Annotated in this window: 11 protein-coding genes; 7 read left to right on the top strand and 4 right to left on the bottom strand. The window is 67.8% G+C overall.

Annotated features, from left to right (window positions below):
• Window positions 1-157 precede the first annotated feature (157 nt).
• The gene (locus V7060_RS03310; RefSeq protein WP_334177833.1) at window positions 158-619 is read left to right on the top strand and encodes a bacteriohemerythrin; all 462 of its coding nucleotides are present in this window, start codon (window positions 158-160) and stop codon (window positions 617-619) included.
• A 129-nt stretch (window positions 620-748) separates the two neighbouring features.
• Here the strand turns inward: V7060_RS03310 and V7060_RS03305 are convergent, their stop codons facing one another.
• The 3 genes from V7060_RS03305 to V7060_RS03295 form a co-directional block, all read right to left on the bottom strand.
• Entirely contained in the window at window positions 749-2,026 is a 1,278-nt protein-coding gene (locus tag V7060_RS03305; protein WP_334177832.1) for an MFS transporter, read from the bottom strand.
• A 209-nt stretch (window positions 2,027-2,235) separates the two neighbouring features.
• Window positions 2,236-3,738: an aldehyde dehydrogenase gene (locus tag V7060_RS03300; RefSeq protein WP_334177831.1), complete on the bottom strand. Its 1,503-nt coding sequence runs from the start codon at window positions 3,736-3,738 to the stop codon at window positions 2,236-2,238.
• A gap of 204 nt (window positions 3,739-3,942) precedes the next feature.
• Window positions 3,943-4,491, bottom strand: a complete 549-nt coding sequence (locus V7060_RS03295) for a cupin domain-containing protein (protein ID WP_334177830.1) — start codon at window positions 4,489-4,491, stop codon at window positions 3,943-3,945.
• Window positions 4,492-4,837: 346 nt separating this feature from the next.
• Here V7060_RS03295 and V7060_RS03290 point away from each other — a divergent pair, with 346 nt between their 5' ends.
• From V7060_RS03290 to V7060_RS03265, 6 genes are all read left to right on the top strand, one after another.
• Window positions 4,838-6,208: an aspartate aminotransferase family protein gene (locus V7060_RS03290; protein ID WP_334177829.1), complete on the top strand. Its 1,371-nt coding sequence runs from the start codon at window positions 4,838-4,840 to the stop codon at window positions 6,206-6,208.
• Window positions 6,209-6,274: 66 nt separating this feature from the next.
• Complete coding sequence (ald, locus tag V7060_RS03285) at window positions 6,275-7,390, top strand: alanine dehydrogenase (protein WP_334177828.1); 1,116 nt, start codon at window positions 6,275-6,277, stop codon at window positions 7,388-7,390.
• Between the two features lie 228 nt (window positions 7,391-7,618).
• Complete coding sequence (locus V7060_RS03280; protein ID WP_334177827.1) at window positions 7,619-9,109, top strand: CoA-acylating methylmalonate-semialdehyde dehydrogenase; 1,491 nt, start codon at window positions 7,619-7,621, stop codon at window positions 9,107-9,109.
• A 32-nt stretch (window positions 9,110-9,141) separates the two neighbouring features.
• A complete protein-coding gene (locus tag V7060_RS03275) occupies window positions 9,142-10,362 on the top strand; it encodes a serine hydrolase domain-containing protein (RefSeq protein ID WP_334177826.1) in 1,221 nt (406 codons plus the stop codon).
• 122 nt (window positions 10,363-10,484) lie between these two features.
• Window positions 10,485-10,853, top strand: a complete 369-nt coding sequence (locus V7060_RS03270) for a response regulator (protein WP_334177825.1) — start codon at window positions 10,485-10,487, stop codon at window positions 10,851-10,853.
• Between the two features lie 43 nt (window positions 10,854-10,896).
• The gene (locus V7060_RS03265; protein WP_334177824.1) at window positions 10,897-11,742 is read left to right on the top strand and encodes a chemotaxis protein CheX; all 846 of its coding nucleotides are present in this window, start codon (window positions 10,897-10,899) and stop codon (window positions 11,740-11,742) included.
• A gap of 6 nt (window positions 11,743-11,748) precedes the next feature.
• On the opposite strand, the gene rlmKL is transcribed toward V7060_RS03265, so the two are convergent.
• On the bottom strand, window positions 11,749-13,884 hold the full coding sequence (rlmKL, locus tag V7060_RS03260; protein WP_334177823.1) for a bifunctional 23S rRNA (guanine(2069)-N(7))-methyltransferase RlmK/23S rRNA (guanine(2445)-N(2))-methyltransferase RlmL: 2,136 nt from the start codon (window positions 13,882-13,884) through the stop codon (window positions 11,749-11,751).
• Between the last annotated feature and the right edge of the window lie 9 nt (window positions 13,885-13,893).

Raw genomic sequence — 13,893 nt, 5'->3', positions numbered from 1 at the left:
TGGACCTCATGGGATCTACGGTCGCGACTCACGTCGCTCCTACAAAAGCTCCCGCCCTGCGACCGCAGGTCGCGGCATTGATCCCGATCAATGCCGCGACGCCTGCGCGCACCTAGATTCCCCTGCATTCCGGCATCCGCCGGCAGGGGGACGCGCGATGACACTGCTGATCTGGCAGGACGACATGGACACGGGCATCGACATCATCGATGGCCAGCACCGCCGCATCGTGGAGATGATCAACCACCTGCACGTGACCCAGAAATCGATGGAGCGCTTCGCGGTGGGCGAAGTGATCGACGAGCTGGTCGACTACACCCTCTCCCACTTCGCGTTCGAGGAAGAGTTGATGGAAGAGGCCGGTTATCCGTTCAGCGCCGCGCATCGCCGCGTGCATGAAGTGTTCACCAAACGCGTGTCCGAGTACCGCATGCGCTTCGAGGCCGGCGAGGACATCGTCGACGACCTCCGCAGCATGCTGTCGCGCTGGCTGTTCAACCATATCCGCAACGACGACAAGGCCTACGCCGACACGGTGAAGCGCCACCTCAACCAGTTCGTCCGCGAACACCAGCAGGGCGGCTGGCTGAGCCGCACCGTGAAGCGCCTGTTCGGGTAGCGTGCGCTGTTCGCCTGGGGACGAATCACGCGGTCGTGCGCGTAGCGCACGCTACGGGATCATGGCGGGGCGAGATCGTAGCGTGCGCCATGCGCACGACCGCGTGATGCCTCATCGCGCGCGGGCGCATTACCGGCGGCGCGGCATGACCAGCAGGGCCAGCAACGTCAGCACCGCCATGCCCGCCAGGTACCAGCCCACGGATGCGAGACCATACCGCTCGCCCAGCCGCGTCGCGATGTAGGGCGCGGGTGAGGCCCCCAGGATGCCGGCCAGGTTGAACGCCAGCGACGCGCCCGTGTAGCGCACGGCGGTGGGGAACATCTCCGCGAGGATGGTGCCGCACGGACCATAAGTCAGCCCCATCGCCCCCAGCCCGAGCGCCAGGAAAGCCAGCACGCCAAGGTCGCTGCCCGACTCCAGCAACGGGGCGAATGCGAATCCGAAGCCGATGATGAGCAGCGTGGCGACGATCATCGCGTTGCGTCGCCCGAACCGGTCGGCATACAGCGCCGACACCGGGATGGTCAGCGCGAAGAACAGCACGCCGACCATCTGCAGCAGCAGGAAATGCTCGCGCGTGTAGCCGAGCTTCGAGGTACCCCAGCTCAGCGCGAATACCGTCATCAGGTAGAACAGCACGAAGGTCGCGACCAGCGCGAAGGTGCCGGTCAGCAGTGCGAACGGATGCTCGCGCACCGTGGTCAGCATCGGCACCTTCACCCGCTCATCCTTGTCCAGCGTCTTCTGGAAATCCGGCGTCTCGGTGATGCGCAGGCGTACCCACAGGCCGACGAACACCAGCACCGCGCTGGCGACGAACGGAATGCGCCAGCCCCAGGCCAGGAACTGCGCATCCGTCATCACCTCGGTCAGCAGCAGGAAGATGCCGGTGGAACACAGGAAGCCGATCGGCGCGCCGAGCTGCGGGAACATGCCGTACCACGCACGCTTGCCGGGCGGCGCATTCTCGGTCGCCAGCAGCACGGCCCCACCCCACTCGCCCCCCAGGCCGATGCCCTGCCCCAGCCGGCACAGCGCCAGCAGCAGCGGCGCCAGGATGCCGACCTGCGCATAGGTCGGCAGCAGGCCGATCAGCACGGTGGAAATCCCCATCGTCAGCAACGCGGCCACCAGCGTCGCCTTGCGGCCGACACGATCGCCGAAGTGGCCGAACAGCGCCGACCCGACCGGCCGCGCGATGAAGGCCAGCGCGAAGGTGGCGAACGACTGCAGCGTTGCCGTGGTGGGGTCGCTCTGCGGGAAGAACAGGTGCGGGAACACCAGCACCGCCGCCGTTGCGTAGATGTAGAAATCGAAGAACTCGATGGTGGTGCCGATCAGGCTGGCGAACAGCACGCGCCCGGGCGAATTGGCGGGCGCGGGAGCAACGGCGGTGGCGGTCATGGACGGGCCGGTCAGTGGGACGGGGCGATTCTGGCAGAAGAACTTCTTCGATGACTCCCCTCTCCCCGTGTGCGGGGAGAGGGTGCCGAAGGCGGGTGAGGGGCGAACGGAGATGCGATACCTGCACGCCCGACAGGCGTCAGCGCTCGCCCCTCATCCGCCCGTTGGGCACCTTCTCCCCGCTTGCGGGGAGAAGGGAGCGCAATGGCTCAGCTGCCCAGGTTGATCCAGGTCGCCTTGATCTCGGTGTACTTGTCGAAGGCGTGCAGCGACTTGTCGCGCCCGTTGCCGGACTGCTTGTAGCCGCCGAACGGTGCGGTCATGTCGCCGCCGTCCCAATAGTTCACCCACACGCTGCCGGCGCGGAGCTTGCGCGCCACGCGGTGCGCGCGGCTGATGTCGCGCGTCCACACGCCGGCGGCCAGGCCGTAGTCGCTGTCGTTGGCCATGCGCAGGGCGTCTTCCTCGCTGTCGAAGCCGATCACCGACAGCACCGGACCGAAGATCTCCTCGCGGCTGATGGTGTGGTCGTGCGCCACGTCGTCGAACACGGTCGGCTCGAGGTAGCAGCCACCGGCTTCCACGTCGGCCCGCTGGCCGCCCAGCGCCAGCCGCGCGCCTTCGGCCTTGCCTTTCTCGATGTAGTCCAGCACGCGCTGCGTCTGCCCTTCGTCGACCATCGCGCCCATCGGCGCGCCGGGATCGAGCGGATGGCGCGGACGCATCGCCTTGCCGGCCTCGACCACGCGGGCGACGAACTCGTCCTTGATCGAACGTTCGACCAGCAGTCGCGAGGCGGCGGTGCAGACCTCACCCTGGTTGTAGAAGATGCCGCCGGCCGCGGCTTTCGCGGCGACGTCCAGATCGTGCGCGTCGGCGAACACGATGTTCGGACTCTTGCCGCCGCATTCCATGTACGCACGCTTCATGTTCGACAGGCCCGCGCATTGAAGCAGGCGCTTGCCGACCGCGGTCGACCCGGTGAACACCAGCCCGTCCACGTCCATGTGCAGCGCCAGCGGCTCGCCGGCGGTCTTGCCGAAACCAGGCACCACGTTCAGCACGCCAGCCGGAATGCCCGCCTCGATGGCGATCTCGGCCAGCCGGATCGCCGTGAGCGGGGATTTCTCCGACGGCTTCAGTACGATGGAGTTGCCCATCGCCAGCGCAGGCGCCAGCTTCCACGACGCCATCAGCAGCGGAAAATTCCACGGCACGATCGCACCGACCACGCCCAGCGGCTCGCGCGTGACCAACCCCAGTTCGTCCGGCCCGGTGGCGGCGACTTCGCCATAGACCTTGTCCAGCGCTTCGGCCGTCCAGCCCATGCAGCGGATGGTCGCAGCCAGGTCGACGCTGCGCGCATCGCTGACGGGCTTGCCCATGTCCAGCGATTCCAGCAGCGCCAGTTCATCCGCATAACGCTCGATCAGCTGGGTGAATTTCAGCAGCACCTTCTTGCGGTGCGTCGGGCGCGCGCTCGACCATGCGCCGGACTCGAAGCTGCGGCGCGCCGCAGCGACCGCGCGGTTGATGTCCTCTTCCTGGCCATCGGCCACCTGGCCCAGCACGCGACCATCGATGGGACTGATGCAGTCGAAGGTCTTGCCGGCCGCCGCGTCGACGTACCTGCCGTCGATGAAGGCCTGCGTGCGGATCGACAGCCCGGCGGCCATGGCCTGCCAGTCCTGTTGCGTGCGGGGATTGCTCATGGGAACTCCTGGTCATCTGCCCCCTCCCCCGTTCACGGGGGAGGGTTGGGGTGGGGACAAGCCGGCGCAAAGATCGCTCGCCCTCGTGATAACTCGAGTGCGGTGACACGGGCGCCACACTCGAAACATCGATTCTTCACCGGGAATGGGGCACCGTCGCCCCCATCCCGACCTTCCCCCGCAGGCGGGGGAAGGGGCTGTTTCCTAGAACGTCGCCGGCGTGTTCGCGCTGACGATCACCGCATCCACCTCGCCGACATTGCGGAACCGGTGCGGCACGCGGCTTTCGAAGTAGTAGCCCTCGCCGACCTTGAGCACGCGGACCTGCTCGCCAACGGTGACCTCGATCTCGCCGGCGATCACCACCCCCCCTTCTTCGCCATCGTGCGCCAGCATGCTGTCGCCGGTGTCGCTGCCCGGCGGCATGACCTCGCGCAGGATGCACATCTGCCGCTGCGGGCGATGCTGGCCGACCAGGAAATAATGGATGCCGTTGCTGCCGACGTCCGGCAGCTCGTCCGCCAGGTAGAACGGGCTGTCGGGCAGGCCCTGTTCGAGATCGAGCGTGAAGAAGTCGGCGAGCGAGATGGGGATGCCGTCCAGCACCTTCTTCAATGAACTGACCGACGGACTGACCTTGTTCTGCTCGATCAGCGAGATCGTGCTGTTGGTGACGCCGACGCGCTTGGCCAGCTCGCGCTGGCTGAGGCCTTTGGATTTGCGGACCAGTTGCAGGCGTGCGCCGATGTCCATCACCACCCTTGCCGGAAGACCGAAGTGTTGCGGGATACTTTACACCGCATGATGGCCCATCTGGGAAGCATTGCCCCCGCTGCTGTAGGAGGGGCTTCAGCCCGCGCCCACCGGGCTCGTCAGCGCCCTCGATGGCGGGCGCGTCGCAACGCGCCCGAATGCTGAGGAGCTGCCAGCTGCGGCGGAACGGATTCTTCGCGTTGCGACGCGTTTTGGTGTGTTGGCGCCTTCTTCTTCAGGAGGCGCGGGCTGAAGCCCCTCCTACAAGCGAATGGCTGTGCCTCGCGCCGGTTGTAAAGTTTTTTCAACGCGCTAAGCTTCGCGCAGTCCTTGCCCCGGAGCCGTGATGAGCGCTGACGACACCCCCTCCGCCCTGGCCGACCACTACGCACGCCAGAACCTGGAAGCGCCGGGATCGCTGGACCATTTCTGGATGCCGTTCACGGCCAACAAGCAGTTCAAGGCCAAGCCGCGCCTGCTCGCCAGTGCTTCCGGCATGTACTACAAGGACGTCGACGGCAACGAGGTGCTCGATGCCACCGCCGGCCTGTGGTGCTGCAACGCGGGCCACGCGCGCCCGCGCATCGTCGAGGCGGTGAAGCAGCAGATCGGCACGCTCGACTTCGCGCCCAATTTCTCGATGAGTTCGCCCCTGCCGTTCAAGCTGGCCGAGCGGCTGGCCGCACTGGCGCCGGGCGACCTCAACAAGGTGTTCTTCAGCAACTCCGGTTCCGAAGCGGTCGACAGCGCGCTGAAGATCGCGCTCGCCTACCACCGCGTGCGCGGCGAAGGCCAGCGCACGCGCTTCATCGGCCGCGAGAAGGGCTACCACGGCGTCGGTTTCGGCGGCATGTCGGTCGGCGGCCTGCCGAACAACCGCAAGTGGTTCGGTCCCGGCCTGCCAGCCGTCTCGCACATCCGCCACACGCTGGACGTGTCGCGCAACGCGTTCTCGAAGGGCCTGCCGCCGCACGGCATCGAACTGGCCGAAGACCTCGAACGCCAGATCGCGCTGTACGACGCCTCCACCATCGCAGCCGTCATCGTCGAACCGATCTCCGGTTCGGCCGGTGTGGTGATCCCGCCGGAGGGCTACCTGCAGCGCCTGCGCGAGATCTGCGACAAACACGGCATCCTGCTGATCTTCGACGAAGTCATCACCGGCTTCGGTCGCGTCGGCCACGCCTTCGGCGCGCAACGCTTCGGCGTCACGCCGGACATGATCACCGCCGCCAAGGGCATCACCAACGGCTGCGTGCCGATGGGCGCCACCTTCGTGTCGGACCGGATGTTCGAGGCCTTCATGAGCGGGCCGGACAGCGCCATCGACATGTTCCATGGCTATACCTATTCAGGCCATCCGCTGGCCTGCGCCGCCGCGCTCGCCACGCTGGACACCTACGAAGAGGAAAACCTCTTCGACAAGGCGCTGGAACTGGGCGACTACTGGCAGGACGCGCTGCATTCGCTGAAGGGCCTGCCGAACGTGATCGACATCCGCAACATCGGCCTGGTCGGCGCCATCGAACTCGCGCCGCGCGCGGGTGCGCCCGGTGCGCGGGCCTATGACGTCTTCGCCCGCGCCTTCCACGAAGGCCACCTGCTGACCCGGGTGACCGGCGACGTCATCGCCCTGTCCCCGCCGCTGATCGTGGAAAGGGCACACATCGACCGGATCGTGGATGTCCTGGCGGACACCATACGGGCAACCGCGTAAAATTACGGACCAACGGCACCAGCGCTCCCCCTCGCGCGAAGCCCCTTCCCGCTACTGGAGAGCACCATGCTGATCGGCGTCCCCAAGGAAATAAAGAACCACGAATACCGCATCGGACTTACCCCGTCCGGCGCCCGTGAGCTGGTCTCGAACGGCCACCAGGTCATCGTGCAGCGCGACGGCGGCAAGGCCATCGGCCTGACCGACGAGCAGTACGTCAAGGCCGGCGCGCAGATCGTCGACACGGCGGCGGAGATCTTTGCGCGCGCCGACATGATCATCAAGGTCAAGGAGCCGCAGCCGAACGAGTGCGCCATGCTGCGCCCCGGCCAGGTGCTCTACACCTACCTGCACCTCGCGCCCGATCCCGAGCAGACCAAGGCGCTGGTCGCCTCCGGCGCCACCTGCATCGCCTACGAAACCGTCACCGACCGCAAGGGCGGCCTGCCGCTGCTGGCGCCGATGTCGGAAGTGGCCGGCCGCATGTCGATCCAGGCCGGCGCGCACGCGCTGGAGAAGGCGCAGGGCGGTTCCGGCGTGCTGCTGGGCGGCGTGCCCGGCGTGAAGCCGGCGGAAGTGCTGGTGATCGGCGGCGGCGTGGTCGGCATCAATGCCGCGCGCATGGCGATGGGCATGAACGCGCACGTCACCATCCTCGACCGCTCGCTCGACCGCCTGAAGTACCTCGATGAACTGTACGGCCACCAGCTGACCACGATCTATTCGACCCGCGACGCCATCGAGGAACGCCTGCCCGACACCGACCTGGTGATCGGCGCGGTGCTGATCCCCGGCGCCGCCGCACCGAAGCTGGTGTCGCGCGAGCAGCTGAAGCTGATGCGGCCCGGCTCGGTGCTGGTGGACGTGGCGATCGACCAGGGCGGCTGCTTCGAGACTTCGAAGGCGACCACCCACCAGAACCCGACGTACGAAGTGGACGGCATCATCCACTACTGCGTGGCCAACATGCCCGGCGGCGTCGCCCGCACATCCACCTTCGCGCTGACCAACGCCACCCTGCCCTTCGCCGTGCAACTGGCGAACAAGGGCGCCAAGCAGGCGCTGCTGGACGACGAGCACCTGCTCAACGGCCTGAACGTGCACGCCGGCAAGGTGACCTACAAGGCGGTCGCCGACGACCTCGGCTACGCCTACGTGCCGGCGCGCGAAGCGCTGGCGTAACCCGCTGTTCCTTCTCCCCGCACCTGCGGGGAGAAGGTGCCGAAGGCGGATGAGGGGCACGCCGGCGCAGTCATTGCCTCGGTGGTAGCCAACTGATCGAACGTCCGGAAAGCAGAACACTCGAAACAATGCATCAAGTTTGAAGACTCGGGCGCCGTCGCCCCTCACCCGCCCTCCGGGCACCCTCTCCCCGCACGCGGGGCGAGGGACTTCACCAGGTAGTCCGTCATGGCCGAAGCGATTTCCCACTTCATCAACGGACACACGGCCGCCGGCACGGGCGGCCGCTTCGGCGATGTGTTCGACCCCGCCACCGGCTCCGTCACCGCACGCGTGCCGCTGGCGTCGGCCGATGATGTGAAACAGGCGGTGGATGCCGCATCCGCTGCCTTCCCTGCCTGGGCCGCGACCACGCCACTCAACCGCGCGCGGGTGATGTTCCGTTTCAAGGAACTGTTGGAAAAGCACGCCGGCGACCTGGCGAAGATCATCACCTCCGAGCACGGCAAGGTGCTGTCCGATGCGCGCGGCGAAGTGACGCGAGGACTGGAAGTGGTGGAGTTCGCCTGCGGCATCCCGCACCTGCTGAAGGGCGAGCATTCGATGAACGTCGGCCGCGATGTCGATTCGTGGAGCGAATACGCGCCGCTCGGCGTGGTCGCCGGCATCACGCCGTTCAATTTCCCGGCGATGGTGCCGCTGTGGATGTTTCCTGTCGCCCTGGCATGTGGAAATACGTTCGTACTGAAGCCTTCGGAACGCGATCCGTCGGCAGCGCTGTTCATGGCCGACCTGCTGAAGCAGGCAGGCCTGCCCGACGGCGTATTCAACGTCGTGCACGGCGACAAGGTGGCGGTGGATGCGCTGCTGGACGAGCCGCGCGTGCAGGCGCTGAGCTTCGTCGGCTCCACCCCGATCGCCGAATACCTCTACGCGCGCGGCTCGGCCAACGGCAAGCGCGTGCAGGCGCTGGGCGGTGCGAAGAACCACATGGTCGTGCTGCCGGATGCGGACCTCGACGGCGCCGTCTCCGCGCTGCTGGGCGCCGGCTACGGCTCGGCCGGCGAGCGCTGCATGGCGATCTCGGTCGCGGTCTGCGTGGGCGACGCCACCGCGGACGCGCTGGTCGCGGCGCTGGCGCCGAAGGTCGCCGCGCTGAAGATCGGCCCCGGCTGCCTCGACCCCGAAATGGGTCCGCTGGTCACCGGTGCGCACCGCGACAAGGTGCGTGGGTATGTCGATGCCGGCGTGGCGGAAGGTGCGGCGCTTGTCGTCGACGGACGCGGCCATGTCGTCGATGGCCACGCCGACGGTTTCTTCCTGGGCGGCTGCCTGTTCGACCGTGTCACGCCGGAGATGACGATCTATCGCGAGGAGATCTTCGGGCCGGTGCTGTGCGTGATGCGCGTGCCGGACCTCGATGCTGCGCTGAACCTGGTCAACGCGCACGAATACGGCAACGGCACCGCCGTGTTCACGCGCGATGGCGGCGCCGCGCGCGAGTTCGCGCACCGTGTGCAGGCGGGCATGGTCGGCATCAACGTGCCGATCCCGGTGCCGATGGCCTTCCACAGCTTCGGTGGCTGGAAGCGCTCGATCTTCGGCCCGCTGCACGTGCATGGTCCGGACGGCGTGCGCTTCTACACGCGCCTGAAGACGATCACCGCCCGCTGGCCCGAGACACACACGGCCGAGTTCGTGATGCCGACGATGAAGTAAAGTCGGGGCCGGTCCCCATGAGGCACTGGCGCATGTCCCTTCGTCGTATTCGCACTCTGGCCCTGTTGCCCTGCCTCGCCGTCGCGTCGATCGCCTCGGCAGGCGAGCCCGTCGCGCAGGTGCGCGTCGCCTTCGATCGCAACGGCATCGTCAGTACCCGCGTGGAAGGCATGGCGGACCTCGCCACGGGCCGCACGGTCACCGCCGACGATCCCGTGCGCGTGGCCTCCATCTCCAAGCTGGTCACCACGCTCGGCGTCATGCGGCTGGTCGAGGCCGGCACGCTCGACCTCGATGCCGACGTCTCGCAGTACCTCGGCTGGACGCTGCGTCATCCGCAGTTCCCCGATACCCCGCTCACCCTGCGCCTGTTGCTGTCGCACCGCTCCAGCCTGACCGATGCCGCCGGCTACTACGCCACGCCGCTGGGCGAGCCGCTGAAGGGCATCCTCGACGATCCCAGGGCCTGGGACGAGGTACACGCACCCGGCACGCACTTCCGCTACACCAACCTCAACTTCCCGCTCGTCGCGATGGCGATGGAGCGCGCCACCGGCGAGCGCTTCGACCTGCTGATGCGGCGCCTGGTGCTGGCACCGCTCAAGCTCGACGCCTGCTTCAACTGGGCGACGTGCGATGACGCCACCGCCATGCGCGCGGTCGTGCTGTACCGCGATGGCGCACCCGTGCGCGACGAGAACCGCGCCGGCAAACCCGCCTGCCCCGTGGTGGTCGAGGACGGCGCCGACTGCGATCTGGCCCGCTGGAAAGCCGGCGAAAACGGCGCGCTGTTCTCGCCGCAGGGTGGCTTGCGCATCTCGGCCAATGGCTTGGCGAAGATCGGCCGCCTGCTGCTGGACGGTGGCGAGGTCGATGGCATCCGCCTGCTGGCGCCCGCCAGCGTGGCCGCGATGCTGAAACCCCAATGGACCTTCGATGGCGGCAACGGCGTGACGCACGAAGAAGACACCGGCGACGGACGGAACCAGGCCTTCTTCTGCCGCTACGGCCTGGCCGTGCAGACGCTGGCGACACCCGTGCAGGGCTGTGGTGACGATCCGTTCGGCGACCACATCGCGCGCGTCGGCCATTCCGGCGACGCCTATGGGCTGCGGTCCGGCCTGTGGGTGGACGTGGACGCCGGCACGGGAGTGGTGTACTTCGCGACCGACGCCGGCGGCTCGCGCGGCGGCGAGCGATCCGCCTTCAGCCGGATCGAGGAGACGCTCGCGTCGGGCGCGCCATCCCCCTGACACCCGGGTGCGCATCCGTCGTGCCTGCTCAAGATGTCGCCGGGTCCGCCGATAGTGCCTACATGTCGCCCCGCGTCGAACGACGGGGGCGTTTCCACGATCCAACAGGGGGATCCTTCACCATGACGTCACGTCCTACCGTCCTGCTCTGCGACGATTCGCGCGCGTTGCGCATGCTGGCGGCGCGCCAGCTCGAAGAGTGCGGCTTCGAAGTCGTCGGCGAGGCCGGCAACGGCCACGAAGCCGTCAGCCAGTACCAGGCCCTCAAACCCGACGTGGTCCTGATGGACCTGGTGATGCCGGAATGCGACGGCAAGCAGGCCCTTGGCCGGATCCTGTCGCTGGACGCGGGCGCGCGCGTGGTGATCCTCAGTTCGCTGGGCGGGCAAGGGGACATCGAGGAATGCCTCAGGCTGGGCGCGAAGTCGTACCTGCAGAAGCCCATCGATCCGGAAGTGATGGATCGCGTGCTGCACGAAGCGGTCGCCTGACCGCCGCGCACGTCTTCCTTCCCTTCCAGTACGAGATCACATCATGGCAGCGAAATTCCTGGGCCAGTTCCTACTGGAACGCGGCACCATCACCTCGGCGCAGTTGCTTGCCGCGCTCGATGCGCAGCGCGCCTCCAATCCCCTGCTCGGCGAACTGGCCGTGCACCACGGCATGCTGGACCTCGCCCAGGCGCGCCGCATCAACGACCGCCAGCGCGCCGAAGACCGCCGCTTCGGCGACATCGCCCTCGAGATGGGGATGCTCGACGCCGGGCAGCTCGACGTCCTGCTGATGGCGCAGAAGAAGGGCCGCAAGCTGTTCGGCCAGATCCTGGTCGAACAGGGCGCAGTCACCGCCGAGCAGCTGGAAGTCGAACTGGGCGCCCATCGCCGCGACCTCGACGAAGCCAACCATGCGCTGGCGCTCGGCATCGCCGGCCATGCGCTGGCCGACCTGGCCACCAGTGCGATCCGCGTCAGCAACCGCCTGTTCCCGCGCCTGCTCGGCAGCCAGTGCCAGGCCTCCGGCATCGCCGACGGCGCCACCCTCGACGCGTGCGACGTCACCGCACACGTGCGCATCGAGGCCGGCACGGACTCGATGCTGATCGGCATCGGCTGCAACCGCACCACGATGCACGCGATCGCCTGTTCGCTGCTGTCGATCGCGCCCGGACAGTGCGACGACGAACTCGCCGTGGATGCGCTGGGCGAACTGGTCAACGTGCTGATGGGCTATGTGGTGCGCGACACGCTGCCGGATGACGCCAGCTATCGCGCGCACCCGCCGAGCACGGCGCTGTCGGCGGCGGATCTCGCCGCCAGCCGCAGCACGCTGGCGTTGTCGATGGCCTCGCAGCGCGGCGATTTCGTCCTGATCGTCGGCTGACCGGGATTACGCCCGCGTCAACCGCCAGGCGCGGTGGATGCGGGCGTTGCGTTCGAAGTCCGGTGGAATCGTGCCGGCGCTGATCTCTTCGCAGCGCGCGAATTCGGCCACGGCGTTCTCGTCGAGCTTGAACCGGCGGAAGTTGTTGCTGAAGTACAGCACGCCGGTGGACGACAACCGCGCGACCGCGGCGCGCAGCAGGCGTACCTGTTCCTTCTGCACGTCGAAATCGTCGGCACGCGCGGAATTGGAGAATGTCGGCGGGTCGCAGAAGATCAGGTCGTATTCGGCCTGCTCCGCTTCCAGCCAGCGCACCGCATCGGCCTGCACCAGGCGATGCGTCGCGCCGCCCAGGCCGTTCTCGGCCAGGTTGTCGGCACACCATTGCAGGTAGGTCGCGGACAGGTCGACGCTGGTCGTACTCGCCGCGCCCGCGACGGCCGCCTGCACACTGGCCACGCCGGTGTAGCAGAACAGGTTGAGGAAGCGCTTGCCCCGCGCTTCCTGCGCCATGCGGCGGCGCAACGGGCGGTGGTCCAGGAACAGCCCCGTATCGAGGTAGTCGAACAGGTTCACCCGTAGCAGCGCACCCGATTCGCGTACGACGATGAATTCGTCGCGCTGCTGCATGCGCCCGTACTTGGATCCACCCTTGCCACGCTCGCGCGACTTCACTGCGATCTGCTCCTGCGGCACGCCGAACACCTCGCGCGTGGCCGCCAGCAATTCACTGAAGCGCCGGCGCACATCATGCTCGGGAATGGTGGCGGGCGCGGCGTATTCCTGCACATGCAGGAACGTCCGCGCCTGACCGCCCTCTTCCAGGTAGACGTCGATGGCGGCGGCATACTCGGGCAGGTCGGCGTCGTAGGCGCGGTAGCAGGTCACCTGTTCCTGTTCGCGCCAGCGCTTGAACTTCTTCAGGTTCTTGCGCAGTCGGTTGGCGACCATCTGCGCACCGTCGGACAGCGGCTTCGCTTCGCGCGGCTCGCGGGCCGGCGCGGCGACAGGATCGCAGACGATCAGCGCGCACTCGATGGCGCCATTGAACAGCTGGTATTTCTTCGCGGCACGCAAGCCGGTCGCGTAGCCCAGCTCGGCATTGCCGCACAGCAGGCTGGCACGCCATTGCGGCACGGCGCGCTGCAATGCATCGCCCAGCGCGCGGTACAGATCGGCGTCGGCCGCCAGGCGCTCGTCGTACGGCGGGTTGCAGACCACCAAGCCGCGCGGCGCCTCCTGCACGGGCAACTGCGCCACATCGCGCGCATCGAACTGCACCTGGCCGGCCAGACCCGCGAGCACGGCGTTGTCGCGCGCGGCGCGGACCGCGCCCAGGTCGATATCGCTGCCGAAGAACACCGGCCGCAGGGCCTTTCGGCCCTCGGCTTCGCGCTGCACCGCGTCGGCGAACAGCGCACGCCACGCGTCGACGTCGAACCCGATCCAGCGCGACGGCAGCACGTTGCCATGCCGCTGCAGGCCGGGGGCCACGTCGGCTGCCATCAACGCACCTTCGATCAGCAGCGTGCCGCTGCCGCACATCGGGTCCAGCAGCGCGCCACCCTCGTGATACAGCGCCGGCCAGCCGCCGCGCATCAGCACCGCGGCCGCCAGGTTTTCCTTCAACGGCGCATCGTTCTGCGCCTGCCGCCAGCCGCGACGGTGCATCGGGCCGCCGCCCAGGTCGATCGAGATCGTCGCGCGGTTCCTGCGCAGCGACAGGTTGATGCGGACGTCCGGCTGCTCCACATCGACCGATGGCCGTTCCAGGCCCTGCTGGCGCAGGCGGTCGACCACGGCATCCTTGACCCGCTGCGCGGCGAAACGCGCGTGCGTGATCGCCTCGCCGGAGACGTGCGCGTCCACAGCCAGCGTCAGCTCGGACCGCGTGTGCTGCTCCCATGGCATCGCCATCACGCCGTCGTACAGCGCCTGCTCGTTGAGGCATTCGAACTCGGCGATCGGCCACAGCACGCGGCTGGCCAGGCGCGACCACAACACGGCGCGCTGCGCATCGACCGGTTCGCCTTCGGCATTGACGCCGGCGACGGTGGCGGTGGCCTTGGGCACGCCGAGCGCCAGCAGCTCATCGGCAAGCAGGTATTCCAGGCCCTTGGCGCAGGAGACGAAGAATTTCACGATGGAACC

It is taken from the genome of Pseudoxanthomonas sp., assembly GCF_036845285.1.
Classification (GTDB): Bacteria; Pseudomonadota; Gammaproteobacteria; order Xanthomonadales; family Xanthomonadaceae; genus Pseudoxanthomonas_A.
This window is presented reverse-complemented; position numbering and strand designations above follow the sequence as displayed.